Source organism: Pseudomonas sp. BN411 (genome assembly GCF_029871235.1).
Taxonomy (GTDB): Bacteria; Pseudomonadota; Gammaproteobacteria; order Pseudomonadales; family Pseudomonadaceae; genus Metapseudomonas.
In genome coordinates, this window is the sequence record NZ_SSOM01000050.1 from 13,546 (window position 1) to 28,177 (window position 14,632).

A 14,632-nucleotide genomic window follows, 5' to 3' on the forward strand; every position below is an offset into this window, starting at 1 on the left:
TGCATTGCCCGTAGGAGCTGGCTCCTACAGGAATTTATCGAAGCAAATGCGCGGCTAAACGGGATGCGCCCTGTAGGAGCTGGCTTGCCAGCGAATGGCCCCTTTTCGCTAGCAAGCTAGCTCCTACAGCCGCTAACGCGGACAACAAAAAGCCCCGCAATTGCGGGGCTTCTGGGCAAGGTGCCGATTACAGGTCGAAGTCGTAATCGGAAAGCTGCTTCTGCAAACGTCGTTCTTCGAGGTAGTTGTCGATGATGCGGCGCTTGGTCAGGTTGGTCTTGGCGGCTTCTGCCGGGGCTTCCGATTCTTCGGCATCTTCGGAAACGAATTCTTCTTCGAGCTCGATATCGTCTTTGGCTGTGCTCATAGGGTCACTCCACAAAGCGGGGCGCTATTGGCGCACCTTATAACCACAAAGCCAGAGCCGGTAAAAAAGATTTTTTCAATCAGATACCTGAGCGATTTAATAGGACATCAATCGTCCGAAGTCTTCGCCTTGTATTCGCACAGATCTTCGATGCGGCACGCGCCGCAGCGCGGTTTGCGGGCCACGCAGACGTAGCGGCCGTGCAGGATCAGCCAATGGTGCGCGTCCAGCAGGAATTCTTTTGGAACGAATTTCAGCAGCTTCTTCTCCACTTCCAGCACGTTCTTGCCGGGGGCGATGCCGGTGCGATTGCTGACCCTGAAGATGTGCGTATCCACGGCCATGGCGGGTTGGCGGAAGGCGGTATTGAGCACCACGTTGGCCGTCTTGCGTCCGACGCCGGGCAGGGCCTCGAGGTCCTCGCGGTTGTCCGGCACCTGGCTGCCATGTTTCTCGATGAGGAGGCGGCACGTCTCGATGACGTTCTTCGCCTTGCTGTTGTACAGGCCGATGGTCTTGATGTACTCCGACAGGCCATCGACGCCGAGGGCGTAGATGGCTTCCGGGGTGTTGGCCACCGGGTAGAGCTTGGCCGTGGCCTTGTTCACGCCCACGTCCGTCGCCTGGGCGGAGAGGATCACCGCGATCAGCAGCTCGAAGGGGGTGCTGTAGGCCAGTTCGGTGGTGGGGTTGGGGTCGTCGTCGTGGAGGCGGCGGAAGATTTCGTAGCGTTTCGCGGCGTTCATCAGAAGTCAGCGGTCCGGGTGGTCAGGCGGCGCCAGAGCGCCAGTAGCGTACCTAGCAGGATAAAGGCTCCGGGCGCGACGGCGAACAGGGGAATGCCGTCGGCACCGAATTGCAGGCGCCAACCCAGGGCGAGCGGGCCCAGCAGCCAGTCGAAGTGGGTGAACAGACTGGCGTGGCCGAGCACTTCGCGCAGCGTGCCCAGCAGCACGGCGAGCAGCGCGAACGCCAGCCCGGCGCCGAGGCCGTCGAGAATATCCGTGGACTCTCTTGCGGCCAGTTGCAGGCAGGGCAGTACCAGCAGGTAGAGATAGGGACCCAGGGCACGGTGAAGTTCAAAGGCACCGGCTTGCAGCAGCAGGCTTGCCAGGCTCGCCAGCAGCGCGGACAGCAGCAACGCGCCCAGCCAGTAGCCGGCGCCTTCCAGATGACGGCGCAGGGCAGGCAGGGCCACGCCGAAAAGCAGCAGCACGGGCAGCGCCGTCATGGCCAGGCCAAGCCCCTTCACCAGCAGGTCGGTGGCGCCCAGCAGCAGGACCAGCCCCATCAAACCGAAGTGACCGGGTCTCATGGCGCTTTCTCCCCGAGTAGCAGCAGGCGGTGGCCGTCGAAGAATTGCAGCGCGTGCTGGGTGGTGCTGACCACTGCGCGGGAGGTGATGGTGGCGCCGGCGATCTCATCGAACTCGCCCTTGTCGGCCTTTACCCGCCACTCCGCCTCGGGATGGCTGGCCAGGGATGCGTCGGTGAATATCCGCAGCCAGGTGCTGCGAGCCGGCTCGATGCGGTCGCCGATACCGGGGGTTTCGCGATGGCCAAGCACCTTGGTGGCCAGCAGCCGGCCGTCCGGGCGAATGGCCAACAGCAAGCGGATCGGGCCTTCGTAGCCTTTGGCGATGGCCGGCAGCAGCACGGCCACTGGCGTCCCTTCGCGGGTGGCGAGCCAGGCCTGCGTGGGAGCAGGGTTGCCCAGCAACTCGCTTTCCGGCAGGGCGATGGGTTGGGCGAGTGGATGGTTGTCGTAGCTGCCCGGGGGCAACAGATCGAGCAGGGCGCGCTCATCGGCGGCCTGGCGTTCGGCGTCGATGCGCCCGGCGAGGAGCTGGTCGGCGGCGATCAGCACTGCAAGGCCAAGACCGGCTAGTGCGGCCAGGATGGCCAGGCTGCGACCCTTCATGCCTGCGCCTCCGTGTTGCGTGGGGCATAGCGGTCGATGGCGGGAACCAGCAGGTTCATCAGCAGGATGGCGAAGGCCATACCGTCGGCGTAACCGCCCCAGGTGCGAATCACGTAGACCAGCAATCCGACGCCGACGCCAAACAGCAGGCGGCCGCGGTCGCTGGCAGCGCCGGACACGGGCTCGGTGGCGATGAAGAAGGCCCCTAGCATGGTGGCGCCGCTGAACAGGTGGAAGATCGGCGAACCGTTGGAGTCCGAACCGCTGCCGTTCCAGCACAGCAGGCTGATGACGAAGAGGCCGGCGAGCAGGCCGACTGGGGCGTGCCAGCGGATCACCCTGCGTTGCAGCAGGAACAGGCCGCCCAGCAGGAACGCCAGGTTGACCCATTCTGCGCCGCGTCCACCGAAGCCGCCGAAGGCGACGTGGCCGGCGAAGAGTTCATCGATGGTCAGGCGGTTGTTGTGCTTGAGGTTGTCCAGCGCGGTGGCCTGGCTCCAGCCGTCCACCAGCCCGCCGCCGATGCCCAGCACCTGTTGCAGGGATTCGCCGAGGCCTGGGTGCTGGCCCGGTGTAGGCCACTGGTTGAGGTGAGCGGGAAAGGCCACCAGTACCAGGGCGTAGCCAAGCATGGCCGGGTTGAGGGGGTTCTGGCCGAAGCCACCGAACAGCGCCTTGCCGAACAGCAGGGCGAAGGCGCAGGCACTGGCGGTCAGCCACCAGGGCGAGTAGGGCGGCAGGGCCAGCGCGAGCAACACGGCGCTGACCAGGGCACTGCCTTCACCCAGCAACGGCTGGTTGAGGAGCGACGACTCCGGCACGGCGGGCTGCTGGCGCAGGCAGCGCACCAGGGCCTCGCAGGCGACGGCGACCGGCAATGCCACCAGCAATTGCAGCACGCTGCCCCAGCCGTATTGCCAGAACAACGCGAGAAGGCCCGGCAGGCAGGCGACCAGCACCAGCTGCATGCTGGGGCGCGGGTCGAAGGCCGGGCGTGTGGTCATGGCCGGACTCGCAAGAAATCGTAGGAGCGAGCTTGCTCGCGAAGAATGCGCTGCAGCGTGCGTTCGCGAGCAAGCTCGCTCCTACAGACGAAGCACTGCTCAGCGCTGCTCATTGAGGTTTCGCTCAGCCCGGGCCAGGCGTTCGCGGGCCTGGGCCAGCGCTGCCGGGTCGGCGTCGGCCTGGCGTTCCAGCTTGCTGACGTCGGCGCGGGCGTAGGCCAGTTCGGTTTTCAGCGCGCGCACGGCCGGGTCCACGGGGCGCTTGTCGATGCGCTGCAGGTCGGGCGGCTGCTTGCCGGAGGCGTCCTCGGCGGTGTGCAGGGCGGCTTCGGCATCGGCCAGCGCCTGGCGCAACGGAGCCAGTTCCGCCTCGCTGGCGCCGCGCTGTTCGGCGCCCTTGAGCTCTGCGCGACGGCTGACGAGGGCGATCTTGGCCTGCTTGAGGCGCGTTTCCCCCTCAGTGGCCACGGGCGCGGCCGGGGTGCCGTGAGCAGCGTCCAGGCGTTGTTGTGCCTGGTCCACGGCGGCGCGCAGTTCAGCCAGCTGGGACTGTTGTTCGGCAGTGGGGGATTCGCCAAAGGCTTTCTCGGCCCGTGCCAACTGGGTGCGGCTCATGGCGGCGGCGATCTTCGCCTGCTTGAGCGTGGCCTCGTCTGCCTGTGGCGCAGCGGCCTCCAGCGCTGCCTTGAGCGCGGCCTGGGCTTTCTCGTTGGCGGCACGCAGTTCGACGACCAGTGCCTGCAGGTCGGACGTGCCGTAGACCTCCAGCTTGTCTTCGGCCTTCTTCAGCGCCACCTGGGCCATGGCGGCCTCGATCTTCAGGCGCTTCTGCTGGTCGCTCAGGCTCGGTGTGGCGGCCTTCTGCGCCTTCACCCGTTCGATGGCGGCCTGCACGGCGTCCTGCGGCGCGGCAGCGGTGCTCTGCTGTACCTGGGCTGCGCGGGCGGCACGGGCTTCACGTTCGGCCTGGCGGCGGGCTTCCTCGCGCGCCAAGCGTGCATTGCGGAATTCGAAGCGCTCGCGGAACTGGTCGGCGTGGCCGCGCTGGGCGCCGGCGGCCGGTTCGGCAAGGGGCAGGATATCGATGCAGTCCACCGGACAGGGCACCACGCAGAGTTCGCAGCCGGTGCATTCGTCGGTGATGACGGTGTGCATCTGCTTGGCTGCGCCGACGATGGCGTCCACCGGGCAGGCCTGGATGCACTTGGTGCAGCCGATGCATTCCGCCTCGCGGATGAACGCGATCTGCGGCGGCACCGGGCCGTTGGGCGCATCCAGCGGCAGCGGCTGGACCTTCAGCAAGTCGGCCAGGGCGATGATGGTGGTGGTGCCGCCGGGCGGGCACTTGTTGATCGCTTCGCCTTGGGCGATACCTTCGGCGTAGGGCTTGCAGCCGGGGTGACCACACTTGCCACACTGCGTTTGCGGCAGGAGGGCATCGATGCTCTGGATCAGGTTGGCCTGGCTCATTGCGCCCCCATGCCATTGAAGCCGAGGAAGGCCAGGCCCATCAGGCCGGCGCAGATCAGCAGCATCGGGGTACCACGGAAGACGGCAGGCACTTTGGTTTCATCCACCTGTTGCAGCAGGTCGTCGAACAGGGTCAGCACCAGCCAGAAACCGATGCCACCGCCAAGGCCCAGGCCGAGGGCCGAGCCAAAGCCGCCGGCGCTGCCGACCAGCATGGCGCCCAGGGCCGCGCCGTTGGCCAGCAGCAGTGGCCAGAGGCCGTCCCGCGACAGGTTCGGCCCTACACGGGCCAATCCTTCCAGGCAGAGCCAGGCAAGCGGCGCCAGCAGCGGCAGGAAGATGAACAGGCGCAGCGATTCGAGACCCAGCGGGGCCAGCACAAGCTGTTCGAGCAGCCAGGCGATGGGCGTGGCCAGCGCGATCAACACACCGCCGGCCAGGGCCAGCGCACGGCTGCGCGGCTGACGCAGGCTGTCGGCGCCCAGGGGCAGGCCGAGAATGAGGTTGTTGACCAGGGCCGCGCCGAGCAGGGCGAAGATGAAGTCGGTCATAGGGACGGAGCGTCGCCAGGCTGGAAAAAGGGCCGCGTATTATCCGGGATGCAGCCGGAGCGGTACAGGGGCGCGGTCGCGATGGCCAGCGCCCTGCTACAAGGCTAGCTCAGGTCCATGCGGATTCGGTCGGCGGGCAGAAGTCAGCGATGGGTATCGCTTCGCTCCAGCGGAGCGCCGCCCGCCACATCCTGCGTATGGGGCCAAGGGTTGAAGCTCCGAAGCAAAAATGCCCGCAGGAGCGGGCATTTTGCTGGAGCTTGCGGTGTTATTTCACGCGCTGGCCGGGCTTGGCGCCGCTGTCCGGGCTGAGCAGGTAGATTTCCTCGCCACCGGGGCCGGCGGCCAGGACCATGCCCTCGGATACGCCGAACTTCATCTTGCGCGCCGCCAGGTTGGCGACGTACAGGGTGAGGCGGCCTTCCAGCTTGCTCGGGTCCGGGTAGGCGCTCTTGATGCCGGAGAAGACGTTGCGCTTGGCATCGCCGATGTCCAGGGAGAGGCGCAGCAGCTTGTCGGCGCCTTCGACGAACTCGGCCTTCTCGATCAGCGCGATGCGCAGGTCGACGGCGGCGAAGGTGTCAAAGGCGATTTCCGCTGCCAGCGGGTCCTTCTCCAGTTCGCCGTTGCCCTTGGGCGCCGAGGCGGCGGCCAGGTCTTCCTTGGAGGCGGCGACCATGGCTTCGATCTTCGCTGGCTCGATGCGGGTCATCAGCGGGTTGAAGGCGTTCAGTTGGTGGTCGGCCAGCAGCACCTTGTGGTCATCCCAGGTCAACGGGGCGACGTTGAGGAACTGCTCGGCGGCGGCGGCCAGATGCGGCAGCACGGGCTTGAGGAAGATCACCAGTTGGCGGAACAGGTTCACGCCAGCGGCGCAGACAGCCTGTACCTCGGCCTGCTTGCCTTCCTGCTTGGCCAGGGCCCAGGGCGCCTTGTCGGCGATCCAGGCGTTGGCGCGGTCGGCCAGGGCCATGATTTCGCGCATGGCGCGGGCGAAGTCACGGTTCTCGTAGGCTTCAGTGATGCTCGGGGCTGCGGCAGCGAAGTCGGCGAACAGCTCCGGCGCGGCATTCTCGGCCACCAGCTTGCCGGCGTTGCCCTTGTGGATGAAACCGGCGCAACGGCTGGCGATGTTGACCACCTTGCCCACCAGGTCGGAGTTGACCTTTTGCACGAAGTCCTCGAGGTTCAGGTCGAGGTCGTCGACGCTGCGGCTCAGCTTGGACGCGTAGTAGTAGCGAAGGTATTCCGGCTGCAGGTGATCCAGGTAGGTGCGCGCCTTGATGAAGGTGCCACGGGACTTGGACATCTTCTGGCCGTTCACGGTCAGGTAGCCGTGCACGTTCAGTGCGGTCGGCTTGCGGTAGCCGGCGCCTTCGAGCATGGCGGGCCAGAACAGGGCGTGGAAGTTGACGATGTCCTTGCCGATGAAGTGGTACAGCTCGGCCTTGGAATCCTTGTTCCAGAACGCGTCGAAGTCCAGTTCCGGACGGCGCGCGCAGAGGTTCTGGAAGCTGGCCATGTAGCCGATGGGCGCGTCCAGCCAGACATAGAAGTACTTGCCGGGCGCGTCCGGGATCTCGAAGCCGAAGTAGGGCGCATCACGGCTGATGTCCCACTCCTGCAGGCCGGCATCCAGCCATTCGGCGATCTTGTTGGCCACCGACTCCTGCAGGGCGCCGCTGCGGGTCCACTCTTTCAGCATGGCGTCGAAGTTCGGCAGCTTGAAGAAGTAGTGCAGGGATTCCTTGAGCACCGGAGTGGCGCCGGAGATGGCGGACTTCGGGTTCTTCAGTTCGGTGGGCGAGTAGGTCGCGCCGCAGGATTCGCAGTTGTCGCCGTACTGGTCTTCGGTGCCGCACTTCGGGCAGGTGCCCTTGATGAAGCGGTCGGCCAGGAACATTTCCTTTTCCGGGTCGTAGTACTGGGTCACCGGACGGGTGCCGATGTGACCGGAGTCGCGCAGCTTGGTGTAGATGCTGCTGGACAGGACGCGGTTTTCTTCCGAATGGGTGGAGTGGTAGTTGTCGAAGTCCACCAGGAAGTCGGCGAAGTCGGTAGTGTGCTCGGCGCGGACGTTGTCGATCAGTTGCTCGGAGGTGATGCCCTCCTTTTCGGCGCGCAGCATGATTGCCGAACCGTGGGCGTCGTCGGCGCAGACATAGACGGCCTGGTTGCCACGCATCTTCTGGAAGCGCACCCAGATATCGGTCTGGATGTACTCGACCATATGCCCGAGGTGGATGGACCCGTTGGCATAGGGAAGGGCGCTTGTCACAAGGATTTTGCGGGGCTCGGTCATGGTGCTCGGCTACCGGATGTAAAACAGAAGGGAAGTCGGCAACTATATAGGCCCGCCGCGATTTTTTCACGCGCGGAGGACCAAGCGGCCGGGCGGTCGGGTAGGATAGCCGCCTGATTTGCTCGGATATTTCCTGGAGTCTTGCCATGAGCACCGTTTCCCGCGCCCAGGTTGAAGCAACCCTGCGCCAGTTCACCGATCCCCACCTCGACCAGGACCCGGTCAGCGCCGGTTGCCTGCGCGAGGTCGATATCCAGGGCGGCAAGGTCCGCGTGCGCCTGGAACTGGGCTACGCCGCCGGTCTGTTCAAGGCCGGCTGGGCACAGATGCTGAAGATGGCGCTGGAGAACCTGGATGGCGTGGACAGCGCCGATGTACAGGTGGATTGCGTGATCGAGGCGCACAAGGCCCAGGAGCAGGTGCCGGCGCTGGCCAACGTGAAGAACATCATCGCCGTGGCCTCGGGCAAGGGCGGCGTGGGCAAGTCCACCACCGCCGCCAACCTGGCCCTGGCGCTGGCCCGCGAAGGCGCGCGAGTGGGCATCCTCGACGCCGATATCTATGGCCCCAGCCAGGGCATCATGTTCGGCATTCCCGAAGGCACCCGGCCCAAGGTGCGTGACCAGAAGTTCTTCATTCCGCTTGAGGCGCATGGTGTCCAGGTGATGTCCATGGCCTTCCTCACCGACGACAACACGCCGGTGGTGTGGCGCGGCCCGATGGTTTCCGGTGCGCTGATCCAACTGATCACCCAGACCGCCTGGGAAAACCTCGACTACCTGGTGGTGGATATGCCGCCGGGCACCGGTGATATCCAGCTGACCCTGGCGCAGAAGGTGCCGGTGGCCGGTGCGGTGATCGTCACCACCCCGCAGGACCTTGCGCTGCTGGATGCCAAGAAGGGTGTGGAGATGTTCCGCAAGGTGAACATCCCGGTGCTGGGCGTGGTGGAGAACATGGCCGTGCACATCTGCTCCAACTGCGGCCATGCCGAGCACCTGTTCGGCGAGGGCGGTGGCGAGAAGCTGGCCGCGCAGTACGGCGTCGAGCTGCTGGCATCGCTGCCGCTGTCCATGGCCATTCGCATGCAATCCGATGGTGGCAAGCCGACCACCATCGCCGACCCGGAAAGCCAGATCGCCATGATCTACCAGCAGGCGGCCCGCAGCGTCGGGGCGCGAATCGCGCTGTCCGACCAAGCGGCCACCGCCATGCCGAACATCACCATCAGCGACGACTGACATTCCGGCCATCCGGCGGGGCCTTTGCCCGGGCCTTCGCCGGACTGTAAGATTCGCGGTCAATTTTTCACCCCCCTGACAGGACGCCCGCCATGACTATCAAATCGGACAAGTGGATTCGCCGCATGGCGCTGGAGCACGGCATGATCGAGCCGTTCGTCGAGCGTCAGGTGCGCGGTGCGGACGATAGCCGGGTGATTTCCTACGGCGTTTCCAGCTACGGCTACGACGTGCGCTGCGCCGCCGAATTCAAGGTGTTCACCAACATCCATTCGGCTGTGGTGGACCCGAAGAACTTCGACGAGAAGAGCTTCGTCGACATCAACAGCGACGTCTGCATCATCCCGCCGAACTCCTTCGCCCTGGCCCGCACCGTGGAATACTTCCGCATTCCCCGCGATGTGCTGACCATCTGCCTCGGCAAGAGCACCTATGCCCGCTGCGGCATCATCGTCAACGTCACCCCGCTGGAACCCGAGTGGGAAGGTCATGTGACCCTGGAGTTCTCCAACACCACCAACCTGCCGGCGAAGATCTACGCCCACGAAGGCGTGGCGCAGATGCTCTTCCTGCAGTCGGACGAAGCGTGCGAAGTGTCTTACAAGGACCGTGGCGGCAAGTATCAGGGCCAGCGTGGCGTGACCCTGCCCAAGGCCTGAGGCCTTTCTGGCATCTGTGAAAAAGCCGGGCGATTGCCCGGCTTTTTTGTGGCTGCGATTCGGGGCCTCTGCGTTGGGCTTCGCGGAGCTCAGACCAACCTACAGAGCACCGGGGCGCGCCAGCCCTACGCGATACCCATCACCCGATCAGGGCACCAGCGGCAGGATGCGCTTGTGCTGGGAGTTGTCGTAGGTGCGGACGATGATGTCGTAGGCGCGCTGGCTGACTTCCTGGCCGTGGAGGAAGGCGTCGATCTCGGTGTAGGTCACGCCGTGTGCTTCTTCGTCCGGCTTGCCGGGGCGTAGTTCTTCCAGGTCGGCGGTGGGGACCTTGTGCACGGCGCTGTCCGGCGCGCCCAGGTAGCGGGCGATGGCGCGCACCTGGTTCTTCACGAGACCGGAGAGGGGAGCCAGGTCGCAGGCGCCGTCGCCAAACTTGGTGAAGAAGCCCATGACCGCCTCGGCGGCGTGGTCGGTGCCGATCACCAGTCCGTTGTTGGCGTTGGCGATGGCGAACTGGGCGACCATGCGGATGCGCGCCTTGATGTTGCCGGTGACGAAGTCGCGGCGGGCGTCGGCGAGATGGTGCAGGTGGGTGACCTGTTCGGCCAGGCCGATCACGCTGTCGGCGATGTTCACGGTTTCTTCTTCATCGGCACGGATGAAGTTCATCGCCACCTGGGCGTCCGCCTCGTCGTACTGGACGTTGTAGGGCAGGCGCACGGCGATGAAACGGTAGCCGTCATCGCCGGTCTCGGCGCGCAGTTCCTCGACGCTGAGCTGGGCCAGACGGCCGGCGGTGGTGGAATCGACGCCGCCGCTGATGCCGAGTACCAGCGCCTTGAGGCCGGACTTGCGCAGGCAGTCCTTGATGAAGGCCTTGCGGCGCTCGATCTCGGCCACCAGGGCGGTTTCGTCGGCGAAGGGCGGGACAACGTCCAGGGCTTTGGCGATTTCTTGCTGGCGGTTGCTGCTCATGTGCGGAGTCCTTACTGGGCGTCGGTGACGCGGAATACGTGCTTCAGGTAGGCGACGAAGTTTTCGTCGCGGCATTGGGTCTTGCCCGCTTCATCGGAAATCTTCGCCACCGGCTGGCCGTTGCAGGCGGTCATTTTGATCACGATGTTCATGGGCTCGACGCCTGGGATGTCGCAGGTCAGGTTGGTGCCGATGCCGAAACTGACGTGGATGCGCCCGCGCAGGGCACGGAAGAGCGCCAGTGCCCGTGGCAGGTCGAGGCCGTCGGAGAATACGAGGGTCTTGGTCTGCGGGTCTATGCCCAGCTTCTGGTAGTGGCGGATGGCCTTTTCCGCCCATTCCAGCGGGTCGCCGGAGTCATGGCGCAGGCCATCGAAGAGCTTGGCGAAGTACAGGTCGAAGTCGTTGAGGAAGGCCTGCATGTTGATGCAGTCGGTTAGCGCGATGCCCAGCAGACCACGGTACTCACGAACCCAGCAATCGAGGGCGGCGATCTGGCTGTCGATCAGGCGCGGGCCGAGCTGCTGGTGCGCCATCAGCCATTCGTGGGCCATGGTGCCGATGGGCTTGATGTCGTACTCGCGGGCCAGGTGGATGTTGCTGGTGCCGACGAAGCGGCCGGGGAAGTCGCGCTTGAGGATGTGCACCACTTCTTCCTGAACCTTGTAGGAGAAGCGCCGGCGGGTACCGAAGTCCGCCAGTTGGAAGTCCTGCAGCTCTTCATCGCTGGCATTGGCCCTGAGCCAGTCGAGCTTGCGGTAGAGCTGTTCCCGCGCCTGGACCAGCTTGACGTCGCGATAGCGGTAGCGGTTGCGCACCTCACTGATGATCGCCAGCAGGGGAATCTCGAAGAGGATCACGTGCAGCCAGGGGCCGCGCAGCCGGACGCAGAGCTGACCGTCCTCGATACCCACTTGCAGGTAGCGCAGGTTGAAGCGGAACAGGCTGAGGAAGCGGATGAAGTCCGGCTTTATGAACGGGATGCGCTCGAGGAAGTGCAACTGGTCGGGGGTGATGGAGATCTCCGCCAGCTGCTCGATCTGGAAGCGGATTTCCGCGAGGTAGGGTGTCAGGTCTTCGTCGTTGCGACAGCGGAACTCCCACTCGACTTCGGCGTTCGGGTAGTTGTGCAGCACCGCCTGCATCATGGTCAGTTTGTAGAAGTCGGTATCCAGCAGGTTCTGGATGATGCGGCCGGAGAAGGCGCTGTCAGCCATGGTCGAGTCTCGGAGCTTCGGGCGGACGATGGAAAGGGCGCAGGATGCGGCAAGGGAACGGCGATGCGCAAGGTTGTGGCAGTACCCGTTGTGGGGGCGAATTCATTCGCTGACCGGACCGCAGGGCCGGTTTGCGAACTTGTGGGGGGATGCTGTGCATCCCTTTGCGAATGAATTCGCCCCCACAGTAAAGGCAGCTCCCTGCCGGCGATCAGGCAAAAGAAAAGGCGCCCGGGGGCGCCTTGAAATGTGATCTATGGAGTAAGTCCACCGGATCAGAACGGTGGTGCGGCGGGAAGTTCCGCCGCCGCTCGATCATTTTTGCGGGGTCAGCATCAGGCGCTTGGTGCCGTACACAGCATCGAGGTTCTGCGGCTGAAAGGGGAACTTCATGTAGCGCGCCTTCAGCCAGGCATCGATGCCGTCGGCGTAGTGCGGGCTGGCCGGGTTGCCGGACTGGCCGGAACTGTTCACGCCGATCATGGGCTCGGGCTGGCCGAAGTCGACGACGATACGCATCGCCGGGATCAGCCAGGTGTCGAAGCCCTGTCCCCAGTGGTAGGCCGAGACGTTGAGGGTGCTGTGGTCGCCGCCGGCCGGGTAGGGGCCGCGATCCAGGTAGCCCTTCAGGGCGTTGAGGCCGGTGCGCTGGCTGGCGCTCATGTGCGGCGCCAGCTGGGTGCTTTCGGTGACCCACTCGTAGGTGTGCAGCTTGCCCCATTGCCAGGCCTTGCGATCAGCACCCATGCGGCCTTCGGCAAGGCTGATGGCGCTGGCCAGGCTGCGGGCGAGGATCGCCGGCTTGTCTTCCTTCTGCGGGGTGCGCACGTCGTCCCAGAACGGGCTGTCGACGCGGCCCAGCAGGTGGTCGGCCTGGGCGGAGTAGGAGAGGTCGGCGGTCTGCACCAGGGCGCGCCAGGCCGGACTGGTTTCCGGGCCCAGCTCGTCGAGGAAGATCTGCCGCGCGCTCTCGTGGAGGAAGGCCCCGTAGAAGGCAGCGTCCGCCGACGTCGGGCTGAGGCGGCCGTCGAAGGCCAGCAGGCGGTCGAGCCCTTCTTGCGCCTTGGCCCGTTCGGCAGGCGGCAGGGCGTTGATGGCCTGCTTGAGGGGCGCGGCCATGCCCGGGTCCTGCAGCATGGTCCTGAGCTTGGCCGGGAAGGGGCTGGTCTGGTCGTACTGCATGGTGATCATGCTCTGCCAGTCATGCTTACCGCTGCCGCCGGCCAGTTCCGCGATGCGCTCGGCGCGCTCCGGGTAGTACCAGGAGTTGGACAGCTGCACGCCGTAACCGCCCTGCACGGTGCGGTGGTTGGCGGTGCCGAGCCAGCCCTGGGCCGGGTCCTGGTCGTAGGGATGGAGCATCGGGTCGGCATAGCTGTCCCAGTCGTAGCGGCCGTCCCAGCCGGGGGATGGCAGCAGGCCGCGGCCTTCGCGGCGATTCGGGTAGCGGCCGGTGACCTGCCAGGCGATGTGCTGGGCGTCGGCGTAGAGGATGTTCAGGCCCATGGCGCGGATTTCGCGGGTGGCCTCGTGGGCCTGCTCCACCGACTGGGCGCGGGACAGGGCGAAGAAGGCCTCCAGCGACTGGTCAGCCTCGAACTGGCTGGTCTGCAGGGCGATGCCGTAGCCGCTCTTGATCTCCATCGGCTGCAGCGGATGTTTGCGCTGGCCCAGCACGGAGTTCAGCAGCGGTCCGTGGCGGGTTTCGTAGATCACCTCGCGCACCGGGCGCTCGCCCTTGATGAAGAAGGTTTCCATGCGCTCGCTGGCGGGCACCCACTTGCCATTGGCCTGGTAGTAAAGGCGGCTGCCTTCGCGCTTGATCTTCTCCAGGAAGAGGTCCTGGTTGTCGCCCATGACCATGGTCATGCCCCAGGCCAGTTTGCCGTTGTAGCCGGCGACAATTGCTGGAACACCGGCAATGGAGACACCGGCGGCCTGGAATTTCGGCGAGCGGATCTGCACGAAGTTCCACGCCGAGGGCATGGAGATCGGCAGGTGCGTGTCGTTGGCCAGGATGCTGCGGCCGGTACGGCTCTTCTGCGGGGCGATGGCCCAGTTGTTGGAGGCGGCGACGCCGAGCATGTCCAGCGCGGCGATCTGTCCAGCAGCATCGTTCAGTGCGGTCAGCCCCGGAATCTGGCCACCGAGCTGGAGGCCCTTGAGCTTCTCGGCTTCCTCGAAGGGCAGTGGCTCATCCGGGTAGACGGGCGTGAGCCAGGCCAGCTTGTCGGCGCCGACCTTCTGCGCCAGCACCAGGGAGGCGATCTCCTCCTGCAGGTTCACCGCCAGGCCGAAGTTCAGCAGGGTGAACACCAGCACCGAGTCTTCAGGCTTCCAGTAGGCCGGTTTGTAGCCGGACTCGGCCAGGTCCATCGGCAGCTTGTCGCGGTAGCGATAGAGGTAGGCGTTGACGCCACGGGCGTAGACCGCGAAGAACTCCTTCAACCGTGGCGAGGCGTTCTTGTAGAGGATGTCGGCGCTCTTGCGCAGGTTTACCGCGCGCATGAAGCGGTCGATCTCCAGCACGCCGGGACCGGCCATTTCAGCGAGTCGGCCTTCGGCCATCAAACGCAGGCCGACCATCTGGCTGAGGCGGTCCGACGCGTGCACGTAGCCAAGGGTGAACAGGGCGTCGTGGAAGGTGGTGGTTTCGATCAGCGGCATGCCCAGCGGGTTGCGACGGATCGAGACGCTCTGTGCCAGCCCCTTGACCGGCTGGAAGCCGGAAGTGGGCGGCAGGCTGTCCGAGTAGCGGCTGTCCAGCCAGGATTGGCAGCCGCTGAGGCCGATCATGGCGCCAGCGGCGGCGGCAACGCAGAACCGGGGAAGGAAGCGCTTGAAGGCTGGCGAAGCCATGGAACGGGCTCTCCTGAGAGGGGGCATCTGATCAAACGCGCTACGTTAGTGAGCCGCCCCGCGC

13 protein-coding genes are annotated in these 14,632 nt (G+C 65.3%); 2 read left to right on the forward strand and 11 right to left on the reverse strand.

From position 1 onward, the window contains the following. Positions 1-187: 187 nt before the first annotated feature. The 8 genes from E8F06_RS06790 to metG form a co-directional block, all read right to left on the reverse strand. Complete coding sequence (locus E8F06_RS06790; protein ID WP_151132350.1) at positions 188-367, reverse strand: hypothetical protein; 180 nt, start codon at positions 365-367, stop codon at positions 188-190. Between the two features lie 107 nt (positions 368-474). After that, on the reverse strand, positions 475-1,113 hold the full coding sequence (gene nth, locus E8F06_RS06795) for an endonuclease III (protein ID WP_280365493.1): 639 nt from the start codon (positions 1,111-1,113) through the stop codon (positions 475-477). Next, positions 1,113-1,682, reverse strand: coding sequence for an Rnf-Nqr domain containing protein (locus tag E8F06_RS06800; RefSeq protein ID WP_280365496.1), 570 nt, complete (start codon positions 1,680-1,682; stop codon positions 1,113-1,115). The genes nth and E8F06_RS06800 overlap by 1 nt, the downstream gene beginning before the upstream one ends. Continuing rightward, the gene (locus E8F06_RS06805; RefSeq protein WP_280365499.1) at positions 1,679-2,287 is read right to left on the reverse strand and encodes an RnfABCDGE type electron transport complex subunit G; all 609 of its coding nucleotides are present in this window, start codon (positions 2,285-2,287) and stop codon (positions 1,679-1,681) included. The genes E8F06_RS06800 and E8F06_RS06805 overlap by 4 nt, the downstream gene beginning before the upstream one ends. Next, positions 2,284-3,291, reverse strand: a complete 1,008-nt coding sequence (locus tag E8F06_RS06810; RefSeq protein WP_280365502.1) for an RnfABCDGE type electron transport complex subunit D — start codon at positions 3,289-3,291, stop codon at positions 2,284-2,286. The genes E8F06_RS06805 and E8F06_RS06810 overlap by 4 nt, the downstream gene beginning before the upstream one ends. Before the next feature lie 99 nt (positions 3,292-3,390). Then, positions 3,391-4,761, reverse strand: a complete 1,371-nt coding sequence (rsxB, locus tag E8F06_RS06815; protein WP_280365505.1) for an electron transport complex subunit RsxB — start codon at positions 4,759-4,761, stop codon at positions 3,391-3,393. Then, positions 4,758-5,312 (reverse strand): Rnf-Nqr domain containing protein, encoded by a 555-nt coding sequence (locus E8F06_RS06820; RefSeq protein WP_280365508.1) that lies wholly within the window; start codon positions 5,310-5,312, stop codon positions 4,758-4,760. The genes rsxB and E8F06_RS06820 overlap by 4 nt, the downstream gene beginning before the upstream one ends. 268 nt (positions 5,313-5,580) lie before the next feature. Then, positions 5,581-7,614, reverse strand: coding sequence for a methionine--tRNA ligase (metG, locus tag E8F06_RS06825; RefSeq protein ID WP_280365510.1), 2,034 nt, complete (start codon positions 7,612-7,614; stop codon positions 5,581-5,583). Positions 7,615-7,760: 146 nt separating this feature from the next. On the opposite strand from metG, the gene apbC reads away from it, so the two are divergent. Both apbC and dcd read left to right on the forward strand, forming a co-directional pair. Beyond that, positions 7,761-8,855: an iron-sulfur cluster carrier protein ApbC gene (gene apbC, locus E8F06_RS06830; RefSeq protein ID WP_280365512.1), complete on the forward strand. Its 1,095-nt coding sequence runs from the start codon at positions 7,761-7,763 to the stop codon at positions 8,853-8,855. A gap of 92 nt (positions 8,856-8,947) precedes the next feature. Beyond that, positions 8,948-9,514: a dCTP deaminase gene (dcd, locus tag E8F06_RS06835; protein WP_179060922.1), complete on the forward strand. Its 567-nt coding sequence runs from the start codon at positions 8,948-8,950 to the stop codon at positions 9,512-9,514. Positions 9,515-9,661: 147 nt separating this feature from the next. Here the strand turns inward: dcd and nadE are convergent, their stop codons facing one another. From nadE to E8F06_RS06850, 3 genes are all read right to left on the reverse strand, one after another. Beyond that, entirely contained in the window at positions 9,662-10,492 is an 831-nt protein-coding gene (nadE, locus tag E8F06_RS06840) for an ammonia-dependent NAD(+) synthetase (protein ID WP_280365523.1), read from the reverse strand. A gap of 11 nt (positions 10,493-10,503) precedes the next feature. After that, entirely contained in the window at positions 10,504-11,709 is a 1,206-nt protein-coding gene (gene pncB, locus E8F06_RS06845) for a nicotinate phosphoribosyltransferase (RefSeq protein WP_280365525.1), read from the reverse strand. Positions 11,710-12,024: 315 nt separating this feature from the next. Continuing rightward, positions 12,025-14,568, reverse strand: a complete 2,544-nt coding sequence (locus E8F06_RS06850) for a penicillin acylase family protein (protein ID WP_280365527.1) — start codon at positions 14,566-14,568, stop codon at positions 12,025-12,027. Between the last annotated feature and the right edge of the window lie 64 nt (positions 14,569-14,632).

Bases quoted from the DNA above. Each gene is read 5' to 3' on its own strand.
- metG (WP_280365510.1), bottom strand. From the start codon at position 7,614: ATGACCGAGCCCCGCAAAATCCTTGTGACAAGCGCCCTTCCCTATGCC.
- pncB (WP_280365525.1), bottom strand. From the start codon at position 11,709: ATGGCTGACAGCGCCTTCTCCGGCCGCATCATCCAGAACCTGCTGGAT.
- dcd (WP_179060922.1), top strand. From the start codon at position 8,948: ATGACTATCAAATCGGACAAGTGGATTCGCCGCATGGCGCTGGAGCAC.
- E8F06_RS06805 (WP_280365499.1), bottom strand. From the start codon at position 2,287: ATGAAGGGTCGCAGCCTGGCCATCCTGGCCGCACTAGCCGGTCTTGGC.
- nth (WP_280365493.1), bottom strand. From the start codon at position 1,113: ATGAACGCCGCGAAACGCTACGAAATCTTCCGCCGCCTCCACGACGAC.
- E8F06_RS06800 (WP_280365496.1), bottom strand. From the start codon at position 1,682: ATGAGACCCGGTCACTTCGGTTTGATGGGGCTGGTCCTGCTGCTGGGC.
- E8F06_RS06790 (WP_151132350.1), bottom strand. From the start codon at position 367: ATGAGCACAGCCAAAGACGATATCGAGCTCGAAGAAGAATTCGTTTCC.
- rsxB (WP_280365505.1), bottom strand. From the start codon at position 4,761: ATGAGCCAGGCCAACCTGATCCAGAGCATCGATGCCCTCCTGCCGCAA.
- E8F06_RS06820 (WP_280365508.1), bottom strand. From the start codon at position 5,312: ATGACCGACTTCATCTTCGCCCTGCTCGGCGCGGCCCTGGTCAACAAC.
- E8F06_RS06850 (WP_280365527.1), bottom strand. From the start codon at position 14,568: ATGGCTTCGCCAGCCTTCAAGCGCTTCCTTCCCCGGTTCTGCGTTGCC.
- apbC (WP_280365512.1), top strand. From the start codon at position 7,761: ATGAGCACCGTTTCCCGCGCCCAGGTTGAAGCAACCCTGCGCCAGTTC.
- E8F06_RS06810 (WP_280365502.1), bottom strand. From the start codon at position 3,291: ATGACCACACGCCCGGCCTTCGACCCGCGCCCCAGCATGCAGCTGGTG.
- nadE (WP_280365523.1), bottom strand. From the start codon at position 10,492: ATGAGCAGCAACCGCCAGCAAGAAATCGCCAAAGCCCTGGACGTTGTC.